Here is a 26,153-nt window from a genome sequence, read left to right as displayed (position 1 = left end):
TTCAATCTTTAGGTCGACTCTCTAGGGTGAGCCTTATTATACACTTTTTTTATTTGCTCCAAGCTATTATGCGTATAGACTTGGGTAGAGGCTAAACTTGAATGCCCTAGTAATTCTTTAACCGAATTTAACGACGCACCGTTATTAAGTAGATGTGTAGCAAAAGCGTGCCTTAGAATATGTGGGCTCTTTTTCACTTTTGTGGACACCCTACTAAAGTACAAATTTATTATTCGGTAAACAAGAGTTTCATAAATTTTAACTCCTTTTTCTGTTATCAATAATTCTTCAACATTCTCTTTTTGATATGCTTTTTTTAGCTCTAAATATTCTTCCATTGTTTTATATACGGAAGGTAAAACAGTTACATATCTTTCTTTATTTCTTTTCCCTAATACCTTTATCGCTTTCTTTCCAAAATCAATATCCTTTTCCTTGATATTAATTAACTCAATTCTTCGTATTCCTGTTGAATATAGCATTTCTACTATTAATCGGTTTCTTACAGAAACAAAATCAGATTCATCATTAATCAATTTTAGCACCTCTTCTATTTCTTTTTGCTCAAATGGTGTTTGTAGCTTTTTTTGAGTTTTTAATGCTTTATGACTTGACAATGGATTGATAGTTACCTCTCCTATCTTTTGCAAAAATTTATAAAACGATTTTAACGAACTTACCTTTCGATTCACACTTCTATTTGAAACTCCATTGTTAACCAAACTAACGATCCATGTTCTTATTTGGTTATAGTGAATCTCAGCCAATTCTTTTTGATCATATTCAACTTCACAAAAATCTTTAAATGCCATTAAATCTGTTTTGTATGCCTGTATAGTATGTTTCGAATAGTTCTTTTCAAACTCTAGGTATTCTAAAAAAGCTTCTATAAGCATATATCTTTTATTTAGTAAAATGAAGGTACAAAAAAAACCTGTATTGAAATCAACACAGGTTTTTTATACAATTAAGGATAAATACTATCCTACTTCTTCTTGAGTTCTTAACTTCTGAACGTAAGATGCTTTAATCATTTGAGCACGTTTAGCTACAGATGGCTTTGTAAATTGCTTTCTGTTACGTAGTTGCTTCATCGTTTTTGTACGATCAAATTTACGCTTATAACGTTTTAACGCTCTATCGATATTCTCTCCTTCTTTAACTGGAATGATTAACATGTTTTTGCACCTCCTTTCATTGTAGTTTTCTATATTTTAAAATCTTTCGATAAAACACAGTATATCAGAAGATTATGTTTTTTTTATTTATTTGGACCGCAAAGATACAAAGTATTATTTAAATTCAAATTATTTTTTAATCGGTTTTTCTTTAAAAAAACACTCTAAATAATAAATCCTGCTACTAAAAACAGGATTTATTACTTTAATATTTTTAAACAATTCTATGTCGCTGGTTTATACTCCTTTTTATCTATTACCATTTTTGCGATAATCTCTTTTAAGATTTCAGATGTTCCTCCTCCGATTGGCCCTAAACGGCTATCGCGAAGTAAACGCGCCATAGGATATTCTTCCATATACCCATAACCTCCTAATAATTGCAATGCATCATAAATTACCTCATCTGCCATTTTTGTAGACAACAACTTACTCATACTTGCTTCTTTAACAACATAAACACCATCGTTTAATCGTTTTGCTATAGAATAGTTGTACTCTTTACACATATCTACTCTACTCGCCATTTCAGCAACTTTATGTCGCAAGGCTTGAAACTTATCTAATGTTTTTCCGAATGCTTGTCGTTCGCTCATGTACTGCACTGCATAGTCAACTGCATATTCTGCACGCGCATGTGCATTGATTCCCATAACCAAACGTTCTAATGCAAAATGTTGCATGATATAAGGAAACCCTTTACCTTCTTCTCCCATTAAGTTTTCAGCAGGAATTACCACATTATCAAAAGCTATTTCTGCAGTATCTGAAGCTCTCCAACCTAACTTATCTAATTTAGTTGATGAAATTCCTGGAGTATCTCTATCTACAATAAAAATACTCATTCCTCTATGCTTATCTTCTGGATTTGTTTTAGCAGCTACTACTAAATAATCTGAATACACTCCGTTAGTGATAAATGTTTTTGATCCATTAAGCACATAAGTATCTCCTTTCTTAATTGCAGTAGTTCGCATTCCTGCAACATCACTCCCTCCAAAAGGCTCAGTGATACACAAACACCCTATTTTATCTCCTTCAATACTTGGTGTTAAGTATTCTCTTTTTATACGATCGTCTCCTTCTTTATTTACATGCGTCATTGCTAAATAAGCATGTGCCCACATGTTAGCCGCAAAACCTCCTGAGTTTATTTTTTGTAATTCTTCTAAAAAGATTACTGTATAGAAAAGGTCTAAACCTAATCCTCCATATTCTTCTGGTTGATTTAAACCAAAGTATCCCATTTCACCGAATTTCTTCCAGATAAAACGTTCAACAGTTCCTTCTTTTTCCCATTTATCTATATGCGGAACAACCTCTTTTTGTAAAAAATCTCTAAAACTCTGACGAAAAGACTCGTGCTCTTCAGTAAAATACATACTGTTCATTGGTTCTATAATTGTTTGTTGTTTGTTATTTTGCTTCCAAATATATAACTATTCTATCGTATTTATCTAAAGGAAAATCCTTAATGTTTCTTAATTCTGAAATATTTTGAAGCTCTGCTACCTCATCTCGGTACTCAAAAATCTTTTTACACAACTCATAATTGATATACGGATTTTTCAATACTTCTTTAAAAGTAGCTGTATTTACATTTACTTTTTTAATGCTAGGTTTTTCAATAATTTTAAAGGCTTGTAAAACACGATTTGCTGTTTCTTTATCCAAGCCCCAAACCTCATACAGCTGTGAAGGAAATAAATAACCTTGTAATTTATTTCGATATTTTATAATTCTAGCAGCAAGCACCTCTCCTATTCCATTTACACTTTCTAAATCCTGTTGTGTAGCTTTATTAATATCATTAGTAGAAATTTTATATACCTTATTATATATATGCTTTTCACCCAAAGTAGATTCTACTACTTTAGTTTTCTTTTTATTTTGTCTTTTTACCACCCAATCTGGAAATTTAAAATACGGAGAAATTGCCTCTAATAAACTATCAGATACTTTTGTTATTTGTTGAAATTCACCCGCAGAATTCACAAACTTGTTCTGTTTTCTATACTTGTGTAGTCTATCTATTTCATTAAGAGACATTCCTAAGTGGTATCCTTTAAAATCGGTTATATAATTTGGATTGAAAGGATAGAGTTTTTGGGTTCTTTTTTTAAGTTCAATTACTTTTAAACTGTCTATCTGATTTTGAAGTGTTATTAACTCAGTAGTTTTTATACTCTCTTCTTCATTTGAAGAAAAATTAACATAAACATATATGTACTGCATTATTACAATTAGTAACAACAAAAAGAAAATCCCATTTCTTTGGCGTTTGTTGTACCAGAAATGGGATTTAAATATTTTCATTATAATTTTGTTTATTATTCCACTGCTTCCTTTTTAAGGTTAATAGCATCCAAATACCTTTTTAATTGCTTTTTAACCACTGGCATCAACAAATATAAACCTACCATGTTTGGGAATACCATCGCAAAAATCATTGCATCTGAAAAATCCCAAATAGACTTCATACTTGCAGCTGCTCCAATTACTACGAAAGTTAAGAATAAAATTTTATATGTTAAATCTGCTTTTTTACCTCTACCAAATAAGAATTTCCATGATTGTAATCCGTAATATGACCATGAAATCATTGTAGACACAGCGAATAATACTACTGCCACTGTTAAAAATACATTTGAAAACGGAATATATGCTGCAAATGCTTTTGAAGTAATTCCTGCTCCTTCATACGCTACTCCATCAATAAATACAGACCCTGTACCATCACCTCCATATTCAAATGCTCCTCCGAAGTTGAAAATAATAATTACCAAAGCCGTCATTGTACATATTAATACTGTATCGATAAATGGCTCTAATAATGCCACTAATCCTTCTGATGCGGAATATTTTGTTTTTACTGCCGAGTGCGCAATTGATGCTGAACCTGCTCCTGCTTCGTTAGAGAAAGCTGCTCTTTTAAACCCAACTAATAAAACACCTATTAGACCTCCTACACCTATAGCAGTTGGTTTGAATGCTTCACTAAAAATTAAAGAAATCGCATCATCAATTAATGAAAAGTTAATCCCTAAAATATAAAAACAGGCTAATAAATATAATAACGCCATAAATGGAACTACTTTTTCTGTTACAGAAGCAATTCTTTTAATTCCTCCAATAATAATAATTCCTACTAATGCTGCCAATACAACTCCTATAATGGCTCCAGCCGCAGTACTTTCTAAACCTAGTAATTCTTTTATTACAATTGTTGCTTGGTTAGATTGTGCTGCGTTACCACCACCAAAAGAACCTCCAATACAAAAAACTGCAAATGCTGCTGCAGCTATTTTACCTAAAGTTTTAAATCCTTTTTCTTTTAACCCTTTTGTTAAATAATACATAGGTCCTCCGTATACTGTACCATCTTCACCTACATCACGATAATGAACCCCTAATGTACATTCAACAAATTTTGTTGACATACCCAACAAACCACAAACTACCATCCAAAAAGTTGCTCCAGGACCTCCTAATGCAATTGCCAATGCAACCCCTGCAATATTACCATTTCCTACTGTACCTGAAACTGCTGTAGCTAGGGCTTGAAAGTGAGATACTTCTCCATCATGGCTTTCATCTCTAATAGTCTCTTTTATATCTCCATCGATTTCTAAATCACTATGTATCTGCTCTAAATTTTCTATATGCTCTTCAATATCATCTACCTCATTCATATCCACTCCCTTCGCGATTCCTTCCTCTCCATATAGTATTTGAGCTCCATGTTTTTCTATATCTTCATACTTTCCTCTAACTACATTAATAGCTGTAATGAAGTAACGAAAGTTTGGAAACCCAAAATAAATCGTAAAAAAAGCAGCACTTGTCACCAACAAAATCAACACAAAAGGAGTATCAAATACTGTAAAGAAGATCAAACCGCTAAAGAAGTCAGAAATTGGTTTAAAAGCTTCATCGATTTGTTTATCCAAACCTTTTTCTTGTGCGAAAGTGAACATCGGTGTTATTAATAACAACAATGTAAGTAGTTTTTTATTCATAATATTGTGTTAGATTTTTGAATTTGCAGCCCGCAATATCATAAAAAAATGTACTCTCGACAAGTTTTAGTTGTTAAATCTAGTTTTATATTAGCTTTTCTTTAAATTTTTGTAAATCTTCCTCAAATGATTTTGGAGACAACCCCAGCTCTTCTCTTGTTTTCTTCAAATCGAATCCTGTTTTTGAAGGACGTGGTGCTTTTTGATTTAAGGTACTTGTAGAAATGGGTTTAATTAAACTCTTATCTAACCCAAAAGTTACTGCTATTTGTTGCGCTATTTCATAAATACTTAACAACTCATTTGAAGAAACATTAAAAATTCCTTTTGCTTTTTTATCTATAGCCAGCTTACAAGCTAGAGCTAAATCTTCAACATAAGTCGGCATACGATATTGGTCGTTAACTATCGTAATTTCTTTTCCTTCTTCTAAAGACTTTTTCACCCATAATACAATATTATCACGAGACATATCATATACCTTACCATATACTAAAATAGTTCGAAGGATAGTATAATCAATAGTAGACTTTGTTAAGATTTCTTCAGATTTCAACTTAGACCATCCATAGTGACTCAAAGGCTTAGGAATATCTGTTTCTTTATACAATCCTTTTTTTCCATCAAAAATAAAATCGGTTGAAATATGAATTAAATGTGTATTGTTTTCTTCTGAATAGTTTTTAAGATATTGAACTACATCAATATTCAATGCGTTGCAAGCTTCTTTTTCAACTTCACAAGTATCTACATTTGTCATTGCTGCTGTATTTACAATAACATCAGGGGTATACTCAGATAACTTTTCACAAAGCAACAATTCATCTGTAATATCAATCGAGACATATTCAAAATCACTCCTTCCACTCCTATTTTCTCCTCTTGAAAAACCTACTACCTGATACTTACTTTTCTCTTCTAATAATAAATTCACTAAAGTTTGCCCCAACAAACCATTACTTCCCGTTACTACTACCTTCTTCATTAAAATAACTTTCTAAGCGTATTTATTTGTTCAGGACGTCCTAATACAATAAGATTTCCTCCAGCCTCTAATTTTACCGAAGCTTCTGGATTAATAATATATTCTTTATCTGGAGTACGGTAACCAATAACCGTACATCCTGTTTTTTTTCGCAAATCTAAATCTAATATTGTTTTATCAATATATTTTTCAGGCAAATCACTTATAGCCACTTCTTCTAAGTTCGCTGTCGTATCTCCTTCAATTGTCAATCTATCAACGAACTCAATAACATCAGGAGTTACAACTAATGATGCCATATGAGCTCCTCCTAGTTTATCTGGCATAATTACATTATCCGCTCCAGCAATCTTTAACTTATTATACGATGTTTCTTTTGAGGCTCTGCTAATTATTTTGCAATCTTTATTCAATTGTTTAGCTGTCAACACTACAAATAAGTTATCAGCATCTGAAGGTAAAGCCGTAATTAAATTTTCGGCATTCAAAATACCTGCCTTTAACAGAGTTTCATCAATAGTAGCATCACCTTCAATATTAAGCACTTCAACTTCATCTAGTAGTTTAATAAGCTTTGCATCCATTTCTACCACCACAAACTCTTTTTTGTAACTATTTAATTTTGCTATTGCTTGTTTACCATTTCTTCCATAACCACAAACAATAGTATGTCCTTGTAATTGCTCTATTTTTTTTTGCACTTTTTTTACTTTTAATTGACGAAAAAATTGTCCACTAATTAAATATTCTGAAAATGAAGACACTGCATACCCAAAAACAAATAAACTTGATAAAATAAGTCCAATTGTAAATAGTTTTTCTCCTGTACCAAACGGATGCACCTCACCAAAACCTATTGTACTAATAGTAATTACCGTCATATACAAGGCATCTATTAATGAATACCCAAACAACAATAAGTACCCCAAAACTCCAATACTAACAATAAGTACGGAGTAAGTTATAGCTCTATATAATCTTGATTGAAGTACCGTGTTTATAATCATAGATCAAAAACTGACGTTCGTTTTGTATAAATCATATCTTTTAAACGCAATAAAAATGCTAAGGTTAGATACAATCCAAACGATAAACCAACGGTAACGAATGATATGTAAATAAAAAACAATCTTACATTGGTTGCTCTCATACCTAAACGGTCTGCAAATCGAGAGGATACGTTAAATCCGTGGCGTTCAAAAAAATGTCGGACTGAATGGATAAACTTCATATAACTATTTTCTTTTTAAAATATAAAAATTTTCATTTAAAATAAAATCTTTTTCTAGCTTTACTTCATTACCATACTTTTCTGAAAGACTAAAATAATCTTGATGATTCACTAAATCATAATTCTTATTCTTTCTATAAAAATCATCTTCTATAGTTTGCCAATCAGAAGCTTCAGTCTTTATCATTTCATTATTGCAAAAATCGAGTAATTTTTTAAACCCTTGAGTGTTTTTTAAATCATTATGGAAAGAAGCACTTCCAACATAGTCTCCTTCTTCTTGTAATTTTGAAAACAACTCAAAAAGTTTATCTGTGTCTTTTCTTGATAAAAAAAACAACACCCCTTCTATTAAAATAAAAGAAGATTTACTTCCTTTTATTGTCTTGAGTGTTTCCAACAATACTTTAACATAATCTTTACTAAAATCTACTCCTATAAAATAGATTGTTCTTTTAGGTAATTTTCCCTGTTTTTGAAACTCTTTAATTTTTCCCTCTTTATAAAGTATTACTTCTTTTTTGTCTATTTCAACATTAATGACGTGTTCATTCAGTAAAAAAGGGTACATACTAAAACCACTCCCAAAATTAATAAGCACTTCTGGTTTTAACCTTTCAATCTCTTCTAGAAAAAATCGATTTCTTAAACAATGTGCCGAAACTTCTTCTTCACAAACTTGATTAAGATACTTTTCTACCAAAACATCTGTTCTAGAATTCCCCCAAAGTTTAGCATATACATCTCTACTCAAATCTTCATTTAAAGACCTGAATGTTGATGTAATAAAAGCTGTTTCGTGTATTTCAATACTCTTTTTATGCACTACTATTATATAGATAACATGCAAGATACCAATTTCATATGATTTGTTAGATACCCTTGTTTAAAATAAATTTGGTTTTGGTAACTTTGCCTTTTTTGGTAAAATCCTCACTTTGAAAGAACAAGAATACATAGAAGTTTACGGAGCAAGAGCTCATAATTTAAAAAACATAGATGTTAAAATCCCTCGTGAAAAGCTAGTAGTTATTACAGGTTTAAGCGGAAGCGGAAAGTCTTCGCTTGCTTTTGATACTATTTATGCAGAAGGACAACGTCGTTATATTGAAACTTTCTCTGCCTATGCACGTCAGTTCTTAGGAGGATTGGAACGTCCCGATGTTGATAAAATCGACGGACTTTCTCCTGTAATTTCTATTGAACAGAAAACTACTAATAAAAGTCCGCGTTCTACAGTAGGTACTATTACTGAAATATATGACTTTCTTCGTCTGTTATTTTCTCGCGCAGCAGATGCTTATTCTTATAATACTGGTGAGAAAATGGTGAGCTATTCTGACGAACAAATCAAAGAATTAATCTTAAAAGATTTCGATGGAAAACGCATTGCTATTCTTGCACCATTAATTAAATCGAGAAAAGGGCATTATCGTGAATTATTCGAACAAATTTCAAAACAAGGTTTTGTTCGTGTTCGTGTAGATGGTGAAATTCGTGAGATTGAGAAAGGAATGAAACTCGACCGCTACAAGACACACGATATAGAAGTAGTTATTGATCGTTTGGCTGTAAATGACGCCGCAGAGAAACGTTTAGACGAAACTATTAAAACAGCTTTATATACTGGAGATAATATTTTAATGGTAATTGACGTTGACGATGAAAAACCGCGTTACTTTAGTCGAGAATTGATGTGCCCTACAACAGGAATTGCATATCCTAATCCGGAACCAAACACTTTCTCGTTCAACTCACCTAAAGGTGCCTGTATACATTGTAACGGACTAGGGATTACCAATGAAATAAACCAGCAAAAAGTAATTCCAGATGACAACATCTCCATCAAAAATGGAGGAATTGTTCCTTTGGGAGAACAAAAAAATAGTTGGATCTTCAAACAACTACAAACTATTGCTGAGCGCTATGATTTTAGACTAAACGACCCTATAAAAAACATTCCAAAAGAAGCTATGGAGGTTATTTTACATGGTGGAAAAGAAAAGTTTGAAATCCAATCTAAAGCGGCTGGAGTAACCCGAAATTATGAAATTGATTTTGAAGGAATAGTTGCTTTTATTGAAAATCAATACAAAAACTCAGAAAGTACATCAATTAAACGTTGGGCTAAAGACTTTATGGATGAAGTTACTTGTTCGGTTTGTGATGGTAAACGATTAAAGAAAGAAGCGCTTCATTTTAAAATTACTGATAAAAACATAAGTGATTTAGCTCATATGGATGTGTTAGAACTAGCTAGCTGGTTCCAAAAAATAGATAAAGAACTGTCTGAGAAACAATTAACTATTGCCTTTGAAATTTTAAAAGAAATTCGAACTCGAATTCAATTTCTATTAGATGTCGGATTGGATTACTTAACCTTAGACAGAACTTCTAAATCACTTTCTGGCGGTGAAGCACAACGTATTCGTTTAGCAACGCAAATTGGTTCTCAATTAGTAGGAGTTCTCTATATTTTAGATGAGCCTAGTATTGGTTTACACCAACGTGATAATCAAAAATTAATCGATTCTCTGATTAAACTTCGTGATGTTGGAAACTCTGTTTTAGTAGTTGAACATGATGAAGACATGATTAAAAACGCTGATTTTGTCTTAGATATTGGTCCAGGAGCCGGACGCCATGGAGGAGAAATAGTAAGTGAAGGAAGTTTTGATGATTTAAAAGCTCACGAAACACTTACCGCCGATTACCTATCTAAAAGAAAAAAAATTGAAGTTCCTAAAAAACGTCGTGAAGGGAACGGAAATATTATAAAACTCACAGGTGCTTCTGGAAACAATTTAAAAAATGTTTCGGTTGAATTTCCTTTAGGAAAAATGATTTGTGTGACTGGTGTTTCAGGTAGTGGTAAATCTACATTAATCAACGAAACCCTCTACCCTATTCTAAACGCACACATATACAAGGCTGTAAAAAAACCTATGCCTTATAAAAAAATCGAAGGCTTAGAGCATGTTGATAAAGTAATTGACATTGACCAATCTCCTATTGGAAGAACACCACGATCTAACCCAGCCACTTACACTGGTGTTTTTAGTGAGATTCGTAGTTTATTTGCTAAAACTCCCGAAGCATCTATTCGTGGTTATAAACCTGGTCGTTTTAGTTTTAACGTAAAAGGAGGTCGTTGTGAAACTTGTCAAGGTGGAGGAGTTCGCGTAATTGAGATGAATTTTTTACCTGATGTTCAAGTTGAATGTGAAACGTGTCAAGGAAAACGTTTTAATAGAGAAACCCTTGAAATTCGCTACAAAGGAAAATCAATTTCTGACGTGTTAGATATGACCATTAATGAAGCTACTCAGTTCTTTGAGCACATTCCTAAGATACATCGAAAACTAAAAACCATTAAAGATGTTGGACTAGGTTATATCACCCTCGGACAACAATCCACTACCCTTTCTGGCGGAGAAGCACAACGCATTAAACTAGCTTCAGAATTATCTAAAAGAGATACTGGTAACACCTTCTATATTTTAGATGAACCAACCACTGGATTACATTTTGAAGACATTCGTGTATTAATGGAAGTGTTAAATAAATTGGCCAACAAAGGAAATACCGTGTTAATTATAGAGCATAATTTAGATGTAATTAAACTAGCCGATTACATTATTGATATCGGTATGGAAGGTGGTAAAAAAGGTGGAAAAGTATTGACTTACGGAACACCTGAAGAAGTAGCTACCCATAAAAAAAGCTACACCGCTAAATTTCTAAAAAAAGAATTAAACAACTAAAAATCGTTTTTTTTGATTAAATAATTTTGTTAAAACTGCCTTATTTTTTTGATTTTAATTTACTTTCTATAAATTTATACGCAATTTATTTTAAGAAGTAGTTAAAATAAATTAAGATAATATTCCCCCCGAAATTATTTAAATATGAAAAAAGAAAAACAATCTGCTTTAATAGCGGATAATTGTCCTCTTATATGTGAGACATATAAGAGTATAATATCAAAAGTTGCCAAATTAACATCTAATCTTAATTTTAATACTGATATTACATATAATTGTAATGGAGCATATGATATTATAAAAAGAACTATAGAAAAAGAAACCTCTCTAAATTTTGTACTATTGGATTTGAAGCTAACTCCTTCAACTAATAGAAAGATTTTATCAGGTGAAGATTTAGCTCTTTTAATCAGAAAACTACTCCCTAGTACAAAAATTATTGTATCTACAGATTGTAATGATAATTATAGAATCCACAATATCATTAAAAGCTTAAATCCTGAAGGTTTTTTAATAAAAAACGATTTAACATCTGAAGAATTAAAGAATGCTATTAGGAATGTAGTTAGTAATACACCTTACTATAGTAAAACAGTCTTAAAACTTATACGAAAAGAGGTTGCAAACAACATTTCAATTGATTCTATAGACAGAAAAATTCTTTATGAACTATCAATTGGTTCAAAAATGAAAGATATGCCTATTTATATTCCTCTATCTGCTGCTAGTATAGAAAAAAGAAAACGACACCTAAAAAAGGTTTTTAATGTAAAAGACAAAGGTGATAGAGAATTAATTTTGATAGCAAAAGAGAAAGGATATATTTAGAAATAAAAAAGTACGGAAAAACCTTACTTTTTTTATGTTTTTTTTTTCGTTTTTTAAATTATGACAAGATAGATTTGGAAAAATCAAAAAATAGCTATTCACAAAACAAACCTATATCCTTGAAAGACACATTAATAACTTTAGTACAAAAATTACTTAAAAGAAATAGAATTCCTTTTGACAAAGAAGAACTTGCTTTTCAAATTCAAAGTCACCCTTCTTATCCTAGTTTACATGCAATTACTGGTGTTTTAGACCACTTTAATATTGAAAATGTTGCTGCTGACGTACCTGTAAATTCAGAAACTCTTTTACAATTACCTAACTGTTTCATTGCTCAAATAAACAAAGAGCAAGGACAAGATTTGATTGTTTTAGAAAGAAAAGGATTAGATTATATAATATATAACTCAGATAACAAAAAAAGCACTCTAACAGAAACTGAATTCCTTAACATATTTACGGGTATTATTGTTGCTGTTGAACAAACTGAAACTAGTGAACAAACTAATACAAAATCCAATGCTGTAAAAACTATTGGATTTATCTTCTTAACCATTTTAGCTTCCTATTATCTTTACCAAAGTTCAGCTTCATGGCACAATATTGCATACTTTATTCTATCTATTATCGGAATAATAGTTAGTATCGCTATTATAAAACAAGAACTGGGATTAAAAACCTCCATTGGTGATGCCTTTTGTTCTGGAGCAGATGACAAAAAAGACTGCGATGCTGTATTAACTTCTAAAGGTGCAGAAATTATAAAAGGCTACAAGCTAAGTGACTTAAGTATATTATATTTCACAGGATTGTCAATCATTACTTTTATTCAAATAGCAAACCCTGTAATTTCATACACTATTAGTTTATTAGCTATTCCTGCTACAATTTACTCTCTTTACTACCAGTATGCAGTAATAAAAAAATGGTGTCTTTTATGCTTAAGTATTGTAGGTATTTTATGGATACAAGCATTAGCTCCTATTCTTACCAAAACTTACATTGATAGTTTTGTTATCAATGACTTTCTTATTTTAGGATTGATAGCATTCTCATCATGGATAGCTTGGAGTTATGTTAAACCATTAATTACAAACGTACACGAACTAAAAAAGGAAAAAATTGAAAGTGTTAAATTTAAAAGAAACTATACCTTATTTGATAACCTTCTTCAGAAATCTCCACAGTTAGACACTCAATTAACTAACAGTAAGGAAATTATTTTTGGAAACTTAAATTCTAACTTAGAGATAGTAATAGTAACCAATCCTTTCTGTGGGCATTGTAAACCTGTTCATGCTCATGTTGATGAAATTCTAAAAAGATATCACAACAATGTAAAAATAAAAGTTCGCTTCAATATAACCCCTGAAGATACAGAAAGTGATGCAGTCAAAATTACTAGTAGATTATTGGAATTATACGAGTTAAAAGGAGAAAAAGAATGTTTAGCTGCTATGGATGCCATTTATGGAGACGAAAAGCCAACTACTTGGTTAAAAAAATGGGGAGAATGCACACAAAAAGAACTCTACATTTCTGAACTAGAAAAAGAAAAAAATTGGTGTAAAGAGAATACTATCAATTTTACCCCTGAAATTCTAATTAACGGAAGATCCTTCCCTAAAGAATACAATAGAATTGATCTAATTTTATTTATTGAAGATTTGGAAGAAAACTGTCAAGTTTCAACTACTTCATTAAAAACAGCATAATAAAAAACAAAGCCCTTAAAAGGGCTTTGCGTTTTGAACAATATTCTCTCGCGAAGAATAGACACAATGGTGAGTGTCTTTAAATGTTCGCCGCAAAAGTAACTTTAAAATTTCAATTATGAAAAAACAAATTTTAACATTAGGTAAAGTTTTAAACAAAGCGGAAAAAACTCAAATTAATGGAGGTAAGAGACAGTGTATTACTCCATGGAGTAATGGTGAATGTATAGAACAGGGATTACAATGTGCTGAATTTCAATGTCAAATACTTTAATTATTTATCATGAAAAAACAAATATTAAACTTAGGTAAAGTTTTAAACAAAGCAGAACAAATCCACATTAATGGTGGTAGAAAAATGTGTGACACTAATAAAGACGGTAAGTGTGAAGATAACGGTCCTCATTGTGCCGAAATATACTGCAGCTTTGATATTGAATTCTAATAGCGTTTAAAAAACAGTAAGATGAAAAAATCAATTTTAAACTTAGGTAAAGCGTTAAGTAAAGCTGAACAAATCTATATTAATGGAGGTAGAGAAATATGTGATACTAACAGAGATGGGATTTGTGAAAAAGAAAGATTTACCTGTGCTGAAGTCTATTGTAGGATACCTTTATAATATCAACTCTATTAACCATTTAAAATGAAAAAATCAATTTTAAACTTAGGCAAAGCTTTAAACAAAGTAGAGCAAATACAAATTAACGGTGGGAAACCAATGTGGTGTGGCTATTGTCAATGTGAACTTGGGCCAATATATGCATGTGGAGTAGACCAAAGAAGTGCTTGTCTAAACGTTTGTGCTCAATAGATAATATATCAACTAGAAAACTACTTTTCTAGTTGATTTTTAACTCTTTTATATTAAAAGTTAAATTATGAAAAAACAAATTTTAAACTTAGGAAAAACGTTAAGCAAAAAGGAGCAGAAGTTAGTAAACGGTGGTGGGGCTATAGGTTTTTGTGACGAAGGAGGAAACTGCCCAACAGGACAATACTGTGAAGGCATTTACTGTTATCTTAATGGTAGCGGTGATGGCAATAACGGAGGGAGTAATAACTGCACAGGACCATGGCAATTTTGCCCTGAAGGTGGCATTAGCTGTACAGGTTGTTAAACACAAAACTTATAATAATGAAAAAACAAATATTAAACTTAGGCAAAAGATTAAATAAACCTGAGCAAAAACTAATTAATGGAGGTAAGAAGTATTGTAGTTCTCATAGCGAGTGTGGCCCAGGTTACTGTTGTAATACTCTTAGGTGGTGCCAATCTTTTGAAATCAATACAGGATTTTTATGTGATGGCAGCTTATAAAATTTTTTAATAAAACAAAACTAGATTATAATGAAAAAACAAATTTTAAACTTAGGCAAAATTCTAGGTAAAGTACAGCAAAAAAAAATTAGTGGAGGTCAACCTATGCCTGACCCTAATTGTAAATGTTTTTGTTATTTAAACTCTACAAAATACACAACAGATTGTCAATCTTTATGTCCAGATGGAGATATCCCAGGTGTTTATGAAGGAACTCCTGCCTCTTGCTTTGGAGATTACCTTTTATAAGAATGATTCAACAGGTAAAATAATTACACATATCAAAATTCTATATAATGAAAAAACAAATTTTAAACATAGGAAAAACCTTAAATAAGTTAGAACAAAAACAAATTAATGGAGGAGCTCCAGGAGAGTGCACAAAATTTGATTGTTACAATCCATACACACACGAATGGACTTGTGTTCGCTCTGAGGAGTATTGTCCTTACTAATTAAATAAGAGAATCTAATTAAAAAAAGAGTAAAATCTTCTGTATTTTGCTCTTTTAATCTTTTATATATAATTCATTTGAAAAAATTCCCAAATTACAAACAAACTGAAGCCAAAGATTGTGGCCCTACATGTATAAAAATTATAGCCAAACACTATGGCAAAACCATTAACACACAACAACTACGTAGCCTCAGTGAGACTACACGTGAAGGTAGTAGTTTACTTGGTCTAAGTGAAGCCGTTGAATCTATTGGGTTTAAATCCTTAGGTATAAAATTAGCCTACAGTAAACTTAAAGAGGCTCCTTTTCCTTGTATTATTCACTGGAACAAAAACCACTACGTAGTACTTTATAAAATAAAAAAAGATATTGTTTACATATCCGATCCTGCACACGGACTCATCACTTTTACCAAAGAAGAGTTCATACAACACTGGATTGGAAACAACGCTAATGAAGACACAGAAGAGGGAATTGCTTTGTTAGTTGAACCCACTCCCAGATTCTATCAGGAAGAATTTGAAGAAGATGAAAAATTCGGTTTCTCATTTATCTTTAAATACCTTTACAAATACAAAAAATTTATAGTTCAACTTATAATAGGACTGCTTGCAGGGAGCTTACTTCAATTAATCCTTCCTTTCTTAACTCAGAGCGTAGTTGATGTGGGGATTAAAAACCAAGACTTAAACTTTGTATACTTAATCCTATTTGCACAGTTGTTTTTATTTATTGGGAAAGCATCTCTAGATATTATTAGAAGTTGGATTTTACTTCACCTTAGTACACGTATTAATATTTCTCTAATTTCTGACTTCTTTATCAAGTTAATGAAACTACCTATCTCCTATTTTGATGTAAGAATGACTGGGGACCTGCTGCAAAGAATTAATGATCACAAACGTATTGAAAGAATACTCACCACATCATCATTAACCGTTTTATTTTCATTTTTTAATCTGATTATTTTCAGTTTGGTTCTGGGGTATTATAGCCTACAAATCTTTGGAGTATTTGTACTCGGAAGTGTATTATATTTTGGGTGGGTATTATTCTTCTTTAAAAAACGTAAAGAACTTGACTACAAGCGATTTTCTCAAGTAAGTCAAGAACAAAGTAAAGTAATCGAACTTATTAATGGAATGCAAGAGATTAAACTTCATAATGCAGAAAGACGTATGCGTTGGAATTGGGAATATGTTCAAGCACGATTATTTAAAGTTGCCACAAAAAGTCTCGCTCTTGAACAAACACAAAGTGTAGGTTCTAATTTTATTAATGAACTTAAAAACATGTTCGTTACCATACTTTCAGCTAAACTTGTAATAGATGGTCAAATTACACTAGGTATGATGATGGCTATTAGCTATATCGTTGGACAATTAAATGGTCCCATCACTCAATTGATTAATTTCATGAGAGATATTCAAGATGCACAAATATCTGTAGATAGGTTAGGTGAAATTCACAATATGGAAGATGAAGAAAAACCTACCGACGAAAAAGTTACTAATATACCAGAAGATGCTTCTATAAAACTAAACGATATCTCTTTTAGATATACTGGTGGACTGGAACCTGTTTTAAAAGATTTGTCTCTTGAGATACCTGCTAATAAAACAACAGCAATTGTAGGTGTTAGCGGTAGCGGTAAAACTACTTTAATGAAATTGCTCCTTGGTTTTTATCAAGTTGACAAAGGAGATATAATGATCAATAATTTTAGCTTAAAAAATATTTCTCAAAAAGAATGGAGAAGAAATTGCGGAGTTGTTATGCAGGAGGGGTATATTTTTAATGATTCTATAGCAAAAAATATAGCTGTTGGTGAAGATTATGTTGATAAAGAAAAACTAGCACACGCTATTGATGTAGCCAATATTGGAGATTATATTGATGGCTTACCTTTAGGCTACAACACCAAAATTGGAAGTGAAGGTAACGGACTTAGTACTGGTCAAAAACAACGACTACTCATAGCTCGTTCAGTATATAAAAACCCTAAATTCTTATTCTTTGATGAAGCTACTAGTGCCTTAGATGCCAATAACGAAAAAGTTATTATGGAAAAGCTAAACACTTTTTTCTCTAATAAAACTGCGATAGTAATAGCACACCGATTAAGTACTGTAAAAAATGCACATCAAATAGTAGTGTTAGATAAAGGAAAAATAATCGAAAAAGGAAATCACGAAGAATTAATCAAACTAAAAGGAAGTTATTACCATCTAGTTAAAAACCAACTAGACCTAGGTAAATAAAAATATTCATTTCGCGAAGAATAGACACAAACCTTGAGTGTCTTTAAAATAATCAAGGATTAATTATTTAAACTTTTAAATTATGAAAAAGCAAATTTTAAATCTAGGTAAAGTTCTGAACAAAGTTGCTCAAAAACAAATTAATGGAGGAGACAATCCTACTTTACCTATGTGCCAATGTGATACTACAGGGACTATTATAAATCAACCTTGTGAAGGTATTGGTCCTGGTTGTGGTGTTATAGATATAGACGTATGTCTTTTTTACCCTAGTAAGTGCTAGTCTTAACTCAACTATAAATTTTAAATAATACTAAAACTATGAAAAAATCAATTCTAAACTTAGGCAAAGCTTTAAACAAAGTTGAACAAAAACTAATTAACGGGAGAGGTGAATCATGTCCTCCAAGAGGCTGTTATTACTCTGATGATCCTCTTAACACACCTGCTACCCTTTGCGGTACGTGTCAAGATTACCACAATCTTCCACAAGAATGTCAGATGAGTGTTTTAGTCAACTATGCATGTTTTTCTAGATAATAAAATTCTTTAAAAACTAACATTATAAAAAACTCTCGCGAAGAATAGACATAAACCTTGAGTGTCTTTAAATGTTCAAGGGTTTTATCAAATTTTAATTTTTTTAAAAAATGAAAAAATCAATTTTAAACTTAGGAAAAACTTTAAACAAAGTTGAACAACAACAAATTAATGGTGGATATATACAAGCCACATGTGAAGATTTAGGATGGAGTAGTTATACATGTAACCAATGTCAATGGGATTATGAAAATTCTTGTTCGCTACAAAGCGGATATAGAAAATGTTGCACTTTATAAAATAAAAAAATCATGAAAAAAGAAATTCTAAATCTAGGAAAAAGTTTAAGTCAAGCTAAACAAAAACAAATTTTTGGAGGTACAGACGAATATGGTGTCTGTAAAGAAAAGTTTGGTTTCTTTTGTGGTGTGGATGGGCATGTATGTTGCAATTATATGTGTGTATTACCAACTCATCCTGCTTGCTATTCCTAATTAATTAATAATTATGAAAGGTTTAGTCTTAAACTTAGGTTAAATTCTAAACAAAAAAGAACTAAAGAAAATTAACGGAAACGTGGAAGCACTTATAATGGTTTTAAAAAACATTACGTAATCAATTATAATGAATGCGTAACTGCTTCTACATTGTGTCACAACAATTGTTGTGTAATGACTTACTAGTTAGTTTTATTAAATAACTAACTAGTAAGTGGTAAATAAAAACTTTTCGCGAAGAATAGACACAAACCTTGAGTGTCTTTAAATAGTTCAGGGATTAATTAATATTTAATTTTTTAATCATGAAAAAATCAATTTTAAACTTAGGTAAAGCTTTAAACAGAGCTGAACAACAACAAATTAATGGCGGAAAATTTATTTGTTGTTACGACAATCCTTTGTGCCCTCCAACTCATGCAACTTCTTGTATTATTATTGCTGGTCGATGCATTTATGAACCAGAAGAAGGTGTTCCGTGCTAGTACCTTTAAAATTTGTTAATTATGAAAAAATCAATTTTAAACTTGGGTAAAGTCCTAGAAAAAACTGAGCAAAAACAAATAAACGGAGGTTTAAGACCTAGCTTTCTTTGCTCTAGTAACTTTTTTTGTGCATTAGACTGCCAAGAAGGAGACGTGTGTGCTGTACCTGATGGTACGGGAGGAGTTTATAGAGGAACAATAAAAAATGGGCAATGTTGCCCTTCTTAACCTTAATGCTTAACACCAATTATGAAAAAATCAATTTTAATTTTAGGTAAAACTCTAAATAAAATAGAGCAAAAGCAAATCAATGGAGGGAGAGGCAAACACTGTTGCTCATGGAGAAATGGAGAATGTGTCTATTGGGAAGAAATAGGTGTTACCTGCCCATTTTTACCTTAATAACCTTATTTATATGAGGAGAATAAATTCTCCTCATTTTTACAATATTTTTTATCATATATGCCAAACAATACTCAAGACATAGAAATTAGAAGTGAAGAAGTTCAAGAAATTTTAACCCATGTACCCAATTGGATGATTCGTTGGGGTAACACACTTTTTTTGGGACTCATTTTAATGTTATTGTTCATTTCTTGGTTTGTAAAATACCCTGACGTTATTTCAACCGAAGTCATGGTAACAACTTCAACACCTCCTGAAAAAATTTATGCGAAATCTACAGGGCAATTTGAAACTTTCTTAACCAATGAAGGGAAAAATGTTACTGAAGGAGATGTTTTGGCTGTCATTGAAAATAGCGCCTCCTTTAAAGATGTCTTACTCTTAAAAAGTATTGTAGACACAATACAAGTAAATCAAGAAAAATTCTTTTTCCCTATTGATAAAGTTCCCCCTTTAATTTTAGGTGATATAACTTCTAGTTATTCTCAATTTGAAAATGACTATTCCGAGTACATACTCAACGAAAAACTAACTCCTTTTAAGTCTGAAAACTTTGCTAATCAGATGTCCGTTATTGAGGCTAAAGGACGACTACAAATTTTATTATCTCAAAAAGATTTAAACCTAAAAGAATTAGAATTTAAGGAAAAAGATTTAGACCGTAGTAGAAAAATGTTTAGCCAAGGGGTTATTTCTGCTAAAGAAAAAGATCAAAAAGAAATAGAATATCTACAGGCAAAACGTTCTTATAAAACACTTGAATCTTCAATTTCACAAATCCGAGAATTAATCAGTAATTCTAATAAAAATTTAGAAGGAACCTCTATCAAAAAAGCACAACAAGACACACGCCTTAAAAATAAAGCTATTCAGTCTTTTTTATACTTAAAAAAAGCTATTAAAGATTGGGAAAAACAGTATGCTTTAACTTCTTCTATCAGCGGAAAGGTTTCTTTTTTATCTTTTTGGAACAAAAATCAAACTGTAAAAACAGGAGACCTTATTTTTACCATCATCCCCGATGAAGGAAACACTTTTATAGGAAAAATTGAGGCCCCTGCAGCCAATTCAGGTAAAATAAAAAAGGGACAAAAAGTTCAAATAAAACTATTGAATTACCCTTCTGATGAGTTTGGTGAACTCAACGGAAAAGTAAAATATATTTCACTCATTCCAAATGAAAATGGGAACTACTTAATTGATGTAGAACTACCTCAAAACCTAGAAACTACATATAACAAAACAATTCCTTTTAGACAAGAAATGAAAGGGGCAGCAGATATTGTAACAGAAGATTTACGCTTGATAGAACGTTTTTTCTATCAACTCAAAAATATTATTAAATAAAAAATTCTCTCGCGAAGAATAGACACAAACCTTGAGTGTCTTTAAATGATCAAGGATTAATTAATATTTAATTTTTTAATCATGAAAAAATCAATTTTAAACTTAGGTAAAGCTCTAAGTAAAGCTGATCAAAAACAAATTAATGGAGGGGATAAATTGCCTAATCCTTGTCCATGCACTGGTTCTTATACAGATCACGGTGATGGTTCCTGTACCTATCCTGCTAAATTCCCTGAAGGCTTCGTATGCTTAGGTGAAATACAAGCTGGACAATGTTGTGTTAATCAATCTTTTTAATTTATGAAAAATTCAATTTTAAGTTTAGGGAAAATTCTAAATAAATTAGAACAGAAAAAAATAAAAGGTAATGGTGATGAAACATCCACTAATGACCTACCTAACTCTAGAGGTTGCTATGAACAACCAGTATCAAATGTAGATTGTGTAAGCCCATGGGAATACATTCCAGGTTGTGGTTATACCTGTATGATAGCTCCTACAGGTCCTTAATTTTCTATATAAAATAGATATACTCCTAAATATCTTTAAATAACTAAATGCTGATGAAAAAACAAATCTTAAACTTAGGAAAAGCTTTAAACAAAGCTAATCAAAAACAAATAATCGGTGGAAGTTTTAGTAGCTGCGATACTTACTCTGGGCCTATATGCTATGGTATAAGAAATGGTGTATGCGGTAGTTGTGCAGATTATAATGCTCTACCTCCTGAGTACAAAATGTGTGCTCTTGTTCACTCTGATTGTATTAATGGAATAGAACCTTTATAAATTAAATAGCTGCCTTTCTTGCGGTTATTCAATTTTGACTAAAAAACTTTGAATCTTTAAAATAAAAACACTGATTCATATAAATAAATTCTCTCGCGAAGAATAGACACAAACCTTGAGTGTCTTTAAATGATCAAGGATTATCAAATATTAATTTTTTTAATCATGAAAAAAACAATTTTAAATTTGGGAAAAAGCTTAAACAAAGCTGATCAAAAACAAATTAATGGAGGTGCTTCTGGTGCTTGCTATCAACAAGGTACAAAATGTTGTGAATACAGACCATGGGGTCTTTTTTGTGACGCTGGTAGATGTGGCACATATGGATGTTTTTGGTACTAAACTTATGATTATTTAAAATTTCAATTTATGAAAAAATCAATTTCAAGCCTAGGAAAAGTACTAAACAAGGTAAACCAACAAAACATAAATGGTGGAGGCTTTATTAATAAATGCAAAAATGATGGAGACTTTTGTGACTGGATTAGCCAATCAGGATATGGAACAGGTACTTGCGGTTATATGAATGGAATGCTAATGTGCATCCCAGATTAAATATATGCAACTTGCTTGCTTTTTAAAAAAACTACCTTTAACGGTAGTTTTTTTTTATTTATCTTATATCTATCCATAAAAAACCACTAAATTAGCAGGCTTGCTAAAATTCTAAATTTTAGAAGCTCTTTAAATTGTTAATTTAATAAAGATATATGTATATGAGTCCGAATGATGACAGAAAAATTAGAGAAAAACTACAGCAAAAAACATGGAATGAAATAAAAACTAACGATTCTTGGGCAATTTTTAAAATCATGTCTGAGTTTGTTGATGGATATGAAAAACTTAGTAAAATAGGACCATGTGTATCTATTTTTGGTTCTGCCCGAACAAAAACTGATGATAAATATTACAAGTTAGCTGAAGAAGTTGCTTATAAATTAACACAAAGTGGTTTTGGTGTAATCACAGGTGGTGGTCCTGGTATTATGGAAGCAGGTAACAAAGGAGCTCATCGTGGTAAAGGTACTTCTGTTGGTTTAAATATTGAACTTCCCTTTGAACAACATGATAACCCATGGATTGATAGCGATAAAAACCTAGAGTTTGATTACTTCTTTGTTCGTAAAGTTATGTTTGTAAAATATTCTCAAGGGTTTGTGGTAATGCCCGGTGGTTTTGGAACTATGGACGAACTTTTCGAAGCCATTACCTTAATTCAAACAAAAAAAATTGGTCGTTTCCCAATTGTACTAATTGGCAAAAAATTCTGGTCTGGTTTATTAGATTGGATTAAGAATACATTAATCACAGAAGGAAATGTTAGCGAAAATGATTTAAACTTATTTAGAATTGTTGATACAGCAGACGAAGCTGTTGAGCACTTCAATAAGTTTTATGCTAAATATCAATTAAAACCAAATTTCTAAAAATATGTATCTTTAAAGCTCGTTGTATTTCCAACGAGCTTTTTTTATGTTTGAATTGAAATCAAAAACACACTTCCTTGTCTGTATTATTTTATTGTGTTGTTTAAAAGTAACAGCACAAGTAAATTCAATTGACATCAAAGCAAAATTAGATGTGAAAAACAACTTACTTCACATTCAACAGAAAACTGTTTTTTTTAACCAATCATCCAATAACTTAAAAAAACTTTACCTACATAATTGGGCTAATAGCTACATAGATAACAGAACACCTCTGGGCAAACGTTTTATAGAAGATTACAAAAATGATTTTTACTTTTCAAAAGATAGTGATAGGGGTTTTAGCTATATAAAAAATTTAGCCGTAAATTATAAACTAGTTCCTTTTAAAGAAAAAAAGAACCAACCTGATGTTATTGAAGTTTCTCTAACAGATACACTAAAACCTCAAGATCGCTTAACTATATTCACTTCCTATTTTGTAAAAATTCCAAATGCTAAATACACAGGTTATGGAAAAACAAAAACAGGATATCATTTACGATTTTGGTACATAACCCCTGCTGTATTTAATAAGAAATGGGAAGTAATGAGTAATTTAAATTTAGATGACTTATATGAAAAGCCATCTAGCTATACTATTTCAATCGATGTCCCAAAAAATTACTATATAGAAAGTAACCTTTATCAATACAAAACTGAGAAAAAGGAGTTTACAAATTACTATTTAGTTGGACATAATAAAAAAGACATTATACTTCACATTGACACCTTAAAAACATTTAAATCGTTTAAAACGGATGATAAAGAAATAAAAACAGACGCTTATTTAAAAGATATTTCAAACCAAGAAACAACCCAAATTATAAATCGACAGATACAATTTATTGAAGACTTTATAGGTAAAAACCCTCATCCTGAAATTCTTGTAGATGCACGTACTGTGAATAAAAACTCCCTACATGAGATCTATGGAATTCCCAGTTGGCTTAAGCCCTTTCCTAAAAATTTTAGATGGGAAACTGGTTTTTTCAAAGCTCTAACACAAAAATATTTTGATGATGTAATTATTCTTAATACAAGAAAAGATTATTGGCTAACTGACGGATTACAAACTTTTTTAATGATGGAGTATGTAAAAAAATACTATCCTGAAGTTCCCATTTTAGGTAAATATGCCAACAATTGGCTTATAAAATCCTATAACCTTTCTAAACTCAAACAAAACGACAAGTATGCTTTTGTATATCAATTTAGTGCTCGTAAATTCTATGATCAATCACTAACAACACCAAGTGATTCACTTTCTAATTTTAACCGAAAAGTAGTTAGTAAGTATAAAGCTGGACTTGGATTTAAGTATTTACAAGATTTTGTTGGAGATAGTATTTTAAAGAAATCTATAAAAGAGTTTTATATTAAAAATCAATTAAAACTAACTAGTAGTGAAAATTTTGCTAGCATTATTCAACAAAACACTTCAAAAGATTTACAATGGTTCTTTGGTGATTATATACACACTAATAAAAAAATTGATTATAAAATAAAAAAAGTAAAATACTCTAAAAATAAAGATTCTCTTAACATTACCATTAAAAACAAAAGGAATTTTACGGCTCCGGTTACCTTGTATGGAATTCAAAATAAAAAAGTAAAATTTAAAACATGGGTAACTAATGTTGACTCTACAAAGACTATTACAATAAAGAGAGGCGATTTTGATAAATTAGCTTTAAATTATGAAGATAATTACCCTGAGTTTAATTCTTTAGACAATTTCAGAAATGTAAACAATAGCCTTATTAATAAACCTCTCCAATTTCGTTTTTTTAAGGATGCAGAAAACCCATACTACAATCAACTATTTTATTACCCTGACATTAAATACAATCTATATGATGGTCTAATATTAGGAGTTAATATTAATAATAGACCTATTATTAACCACAACTTCGAGTTTAGCATAACTCCCAACTACGGAACAAAAAGTAGAAATCTAACAGGTTCTTTTGTTGTCGCATACAATCATTTTCTTAAAGAATCTAGTTTATACAAAATACGCTACGGTATTGGTGGTAGCAATTTTCATTATGCCCCTGAACTAGGCTATAACACTTTGACTCCTTTTGTTAGTTTTCAATTTAGAAGAAACACACTTCGAGACATAGGGTCTAAGTTTTTTTTGGTTCGTTTAGTGGGAGTTAATAAAGAAGTAGCTTCTGGTAATACTCAAACAGATCAAGACAAGTATAATATTTTTAATTTGCGCTACATTAACAATAAGTATACTGCTATCCAAGACATTAGATATGCTTTCAATGCTGAAATAAATTCAAATTTCAACAAAATATCTACAGATATTAGGTACAGAAAGTTTTTTACTCCTAATGAAAGCTATGAAATTCGTTTTTTTGGAGGACTTTTCTTGACCAATGATACTGAAGGAGATTACTTTAGTTTTGGTTTAAATAGAGGCAATGATTATCTGTTTGAACAAAACTTATTTGGACGTTCAGAAAATGAAGGAATTTTTAGTCAACAATTTGTTGTTGATCAAGGAGGTTTTAAATCAAAGTTTAAAAACCCATATTACGCTAACCAATTAATTTCTTCTATCAACACCAGTGTTAGTGTATGGAAATGGGCAGAAATATATAATGATGTAGCCATGTTAAAAGACAAAAGCACATCACCTAAGTTTTTTTATGAAAACGGAATACGCTTAAACTTTCTACCTGACATTTTTGAATTTTATTTTCCAATTTATACCAACGAAGGTTTCGAAATTAATAAAGGAGCTTATCCTACAAAAATTCGTTTTATCATTACAACAGATATTGATAGAATTTACAACTTTTTTAGAAGAGGACTATTGTAAATACCTCAACAAATTCTCTTTTT

At 31.0% G+C, this 26,153-nt stretch carries 35 protein-coding genes; 26 read left to right on the top strand and 9 right to left on the bottom strand.

Going from position 1 to position 26,153, the window contains the following annotated elements; genetic code table 11:
• Positions 1–8: 8 nt before the first annotated feature.
• From ACQY6M_RS11860 to ACQY6M_RS11820, 9 genes are all read right to left on the bottom strand, one after another.
• The gene (locus tag ACQY6M_RS11860; protein ID WP_428742109.1) at positions 9–896 is read right to left on the bottom strand and encodes a tyrosine-type recombinase/integrase; all 888 of its coding nucleotides are present in this window, start codon (positions 894–896) and stop codon (positions 9–11) included.
• A gap of 84 nt (positions 897–980) precedes the next feature.
• Entirely contained in the window at positions 981–1,178 is a 198-nt protein-coding gene (rpsU, locus tag ACQY6M_RS11855; protein ID WP_274633612.1) for a 30S ribosomal protein S21, read from the bottom strand.
• Positions 1,179–1,402: 224 nt separating this feature from the next.
• Positions 1,403–2,569: an acyl-CoA dehydrogenase family protein gene (locus ACQY6M_RS11850; RefSeq protein ID WP_428742108.1), complete on the bottom strand. Its 1,167-nt coding sequence runs from the start codon at positions 2,567–2,569 to the stop codon at positions 1,403–1,405.
• 25 nt (positions 2,570–2,594) lie between these two features.
• Positions 2,595–3,494: a ComEA family DNA-binding protein gene (locus tag ACQY6M_RS11845; RefSeq protein WP_428742107.1), complete on the bottom strand. Its 900-nt coding sequence runs from the start codon at positions 3,492–3,494 to the stop codon at positions 2,595–2,597.
• 14 nt (positions 3,495–3,508) lie between these two features.
• A complete protein-coding gene (locus ACQY6M_RS11840; RefSeq protein WP_428742106.1) occupies positions 3,509–5,197 on the bottom strand; it encodes an alanine/glycine:cation symporter family protein in 1,689 nt (562 codons plus the stop codon).
• A gap of 85 nt (positions 5,198–5,282) precedes the next feature.
• Complete coding sequence (locus tag ACQY6M_RS11835; protein WP_428742105.1) at positions 5,283–6,182, bottom strand: SDR family oxidoreductase; 900 nt, start codon at positions 6,180–6,182, stop codon at positions 5,283–5,285.
• Positions 6,182–7,189 (bottom strand): potassium channel family protein, encoded by a 1,008-nt coding sequence (locus ACQY6M_RS11830; protein ID WP_428742104.1) that lies wholly within the window; start codon positions 7,187–7,189, stop codon positions 6,182–6,184. The genes ACQY6M_RS11835 and ACQY6M_RS11830 overlap by 1 nt, the downstream gene beginning before the upstream one ends.
• The gene (locus ACQY6M_RS11825) at positions 7,186–7,413 is read right to left on the bottom strand and encodes a PspC domain-containing protein (RefSeq protein WP_428742103.1); all 228 of its coding nucleotides are present in this window, start codon (positions 7,411–7,413) and stop codon (positions 7,186–7,188) included. The genes ACQY6M_RS11830 and ACQY6M_RS11825 overlap by 4 nt, the downstream gene beginning before the upstream one ends.
• 4 nt (positions 7,414–7,417) lie before the next feature.
• Positions 7,418–8,263 (bottom strand): class I SAM-dependent methyltransferase, encoded by an 846-nt coding sequence (locus ACQY6M_RS11820; RefSeq protein WP_428742102.1) that lies wholly within the window; start codon positions 8,261–8,263, stop codon positions 7,418–7,420.
• 88 nt (positions 8,264–8,351) lie between these two features.
• Between ACQY6M_RS11820 and uvrA the strand changes: the two genes are divergently transcribed.
• The 26 genes from uvrA to ACQY6M_RS11690 all read left to right on the top strand — a co-directional run bounded on the left by uvrA (position 8,352) and on the right by ACQY6M_RS11690 (position 26,130).
• Positions 8,352–11,177, top strand: a complete 2,826-nt coding sequence (uvrA, locus tag ACQY6M_RS11815; RefSeq protein WP_428742101.1) for an excinuclease ABC subunit UvrA — start codon at positions 8,352–8,354, stop codon at positions 11,175–11,177.
• Positions 11,178–11,321: 144 nt separating this feature from the next.
• Positions 11,322–12,005, top strand: coding sequence for a DNA-binding response regulator (locus tag ACQY6M_RS11810; RefSeq protein ID WP_428742100.1), 684 nt, complete (start codon positions 11,322–11,324; stop codon positions 12,003–12,005).
• A 74-nt stretch (positions 12,006–12,079) separates the two neighbouring features.
• Positions 12,080–13,723 carry a vitamin K epoxide reductase family protein gene (locus tag ACQY6M_RS11805; protein ID WP_428742099.1) on the top strand — a complete coding sequence of 548 codons (1,644 nt, stop codon included), beginning with the start codon at positions 12,080–12,082 and terminating at the stop codon, positions 13,721–13,723.
• A 118-nt stretch (positions 13,724–13,841) separates the two neighbouring features.
• On the top strand, positions 13,842–13,997 hold the full coding sequence (locus ACQY6M_RS11800) for a hypothetical protein (RefSeq protein WP_428742098.1): 156 nt from the start codon (positions 13,842–13,844) through the stop codon (positions 13,995–13,997).
• Between the two features lie 9 nt (positions 13,998–14,006).
• The gene (locus tag ACQY6M_RS11795; RefSeq protein ID WP_428742097.1) at positions 14,007–14,168 is read left to right on the top strand and encodes a hypothetical protein; all 162 of its coding nucleotides are present in this window, start codon (positions 14,007–14,009) and stop codon (positions 14,166–14,168) included.
• 21 nt (positions 14,169–14,189) lie between these two features.
• Complete coding sequence (locus ACQY6M_RS11790) at positions 14,190–14,345, top strand: hypothetical protein (RefSeq protein WP_428742096.1); 156 nt, start codon at positions 14,190–14,192, stop codon at positions 14,343–14,345.
• Between the two features lie 24 nt (positions 14,346–14,369).
• The gene (locus ACQY6M_RS11785; protein ID WP_428742095.1) at positions 14,370–14,537 is read left to right on the top strand and encodes a hypothetical protein; all 168 of its coding nucleotides are present in this window, start codon (positions 14,370–14,372) and stop codon (positions 14,535–14,537) included.
• Between the two features lie 67 nt (positions 14,538–14,604).
• Entirely contained in the window at positions 14,605–14,844 is a 240-nt protein-coding gene (locus ACQY6M_RS11780) for a hypothetical protein (protein ID WP_428742094.1), read from the top strand.
• 230 nt (positions 14,845–15,074) lie between these two features.
• Complete coding sequence (locus ACQY6M_RS11775) at positions 15,075–15,293, top strand: hypothetical protein (RefSeq protein WP_428742093.1); 219 nt, start codon at positions 15,075–15,077, stop codon at positions 15,291–15,293.
• 47 nt (positions 15,294–15,340) lie between these two features.
• A complete protein-coding gene (locus ACQY6M_RS11770) occupies positions 15,341–15,499 on the top strand; it encodes a hypothetical protein (RefSeq protein ID WP_428742092.1) in 159 nt (52 codons plus the stop codon).
• Positions 15,500–15,576: 77 nt separating this feature from the next.
• Complete coding sequence (locus ACQY6M_RS11765) at positions 15,577–17,763, top strand: peptidase domain-containing ABC transporter (protein ID WP_428742091.1); 2,187 nt, start codon at positions 15,577–15,579, stop codon at positions 17,761–17,763.
• A gap of 82 nt (positions 17,764–17,845) precedes the next feature.
• The gene (locus tag ACQY6M_RS11760; RefSeq protein ID WP_428742090.1) at positions 17,846–18,046 is read left to right on the top strand and encodes a hypothetical protein; all 201 of its coding nucleotides are present in this window, start codon (positions 17,846–17,848) and stop codon (positions 18,044–18,046) included.
• Positions 18,047–18,084: 38 nt separating this feature from the next.
• Positions 18,085–18,303, top strand: coding sequence for a hypothetical protein (locus ACQY6M_RS11755; protein WP_428744957.1), 219 nt, complete (start codon positions 18,085–18,087; stop codon positions 18,301–18,303).
• A gap of 110 nt (positions 18,304–18,413) precedes the next feature.
• Entirely contained in the window at positions 18,414–18,602 is a 189-nt protein-coding gene (locus tag ACQY6M_RS11750) for a hypothetical protein (protein WP_428742089.1), read from the top strand.
• Between the two features lie 12 nt (positions 18,603–18,614).
• The gene (locus tag ACQY6M_RS11745) at positions 18,615–18,797 is read left to right on the top strand and encodes a hypothetical protein (RefSeq protein ID WP_428742088.1); all 183 of its coding nucleotides are present in this window, start codon (positions 18,615–18,617) and stop codon (positions 18,795–18,797) included.
• Between the two features lie 308 nt (positions 18,798–19,105).
• On the top strand, positions 19,106–19,285 hold the full coding sequence (locus ACQY6M_RS11740; protein ID WP_428742087.1) for a hypothetical protein: 180 nt from the start codon (positions 19,106–19,108) through the stop codon (positions 19,283–19,285).
• 21 nt (positions 19,286–19,306) lie between these two features.
• On the top strand, positions 19,307–19,513 hold the full coding sequence (locus tag ACQY6M_RS11735) for a hypothetical protein (protein ID WP_428742086.1): 207 nt from the start codon (positions 19,307–19,309) through the stop codon (positions 19,511–19,513).
• Between the two features lie 21 nt (positions 19,514–19,534).
• Positions 19,535–19,687 carry a hypothetical protein gene (locus tag ACQY6M_RS11730; protein WP_428742085.1) on the top strand — a complete coding sequence of 51 codons (153 nt, stop codon included), beginning with the start codon at positions 19,535–19,537 and terminating at the stop codon, positions 19,685–19,687.
• Positions 19,688–19,747: 60 nt separating this feature from the next.
• Positions 19,748–21,037, top strand: coding sequence for an HlyD family secretion protein (locus tag ACQY6M_RS11725; protein ID WP_428742084.1), 1,290 nt, complete (start codon positions 19,748–19,750; stop codon positions 21,035–21,037).
• 81 nt (positions 21,038–21,118) lie between these two features.
• Positions 21,119–21,334 (top strand): hypothetical protein, encoded by a 216-nt coding sequence (locus ACQY6M_RS11720; RefSeq protein ID WP_428742083.1) that lies wholly within the window; start codon positions 21,119–21,121, stop codon positions 21,332–21,334.
• A gap of 3 nt (positions 21,335–21,337) precedes the next feature.
• Positions 21,338–21,547, top strand: coding sequence for a hypothetical protein (locus ACQY6M_RS11715; protein WP_428742082.1), 210 nt, complete (start codon positions 21,338–21,340; stop codon positions 21,545–21,547).
• 53 nt (positions 21,548–21,600) lie between these two features.
• A complete protein-coding gene (locus ACQY6M_RS11710; RefSeq protein ID WP_428742081.1) occupies positions 21,601–21,825 on the top strand; it encodes a hypothetical protein in 225 nt (74 codons plus the stop codon).
• Between the two features lie 165 nt (positions 21,826–21,990).
• On the top strand, positions 21,991–22,167 hold the full coding sequence (locus ACQY6M_RS11705) for a hypothetical protein (protein ID WP_428744956.1): 177 nt from the start codon (positions 21,991–21,993) through the stop codon (positions 22,165–22,167).
• Between the two features lie 27 nt (positions 22,168–22,194).
• Positions 22,195–22,380: a hypothetical protein gene (locus ACQY6M_RS11700; protein ID WP_428742079.1), complete on the top strand. Its 186-nt coding sequence runs from the start codon at positions 22,195–22,197 to the stop codon at positions 22,378–22,380.
• 161 nt (positions 22,381–22,541) lie between these two features.
• Positions 22,542–23,252: a TIGR00730 family Rossman fold protein gene (locus ACQY6M_RS11695; RefSeq protein ID WP_428742078.1), complete on the top strand. Its 711-nt coding sequence runs from the start codon at positions 22,542–22,544 to the stop codon at positions 23,250–23,252.
• Between the two features lie 46 nt (positions 23,253–23,298).
• Positions 23,299–26,130, top strand: coding sequence for an aminopeptidase (locus ACQY6M_RS11690; RefSeq protein WP_428742077.1), 2,832 nt, complete (start codon positions 23,299–23,301; stop codon positions 26,128–26,130).
• Positions 26,131–26,153 lie beyond the last annotated feature (23 nt).

It is taken from the genome of Tenacibaculum sp., from assembly GCF_050290165.1.
GTDB lineage: Bacteria > Bacteroidota > Bacteroidia > Flavobacteriales > Flavobacteriaceae > Polaribacter.
The sequence above is the reverse complement of the archived record's forward strand: the minus strand, read 5'-3'. Positions and strand labels throughout refer to the sequence as shown.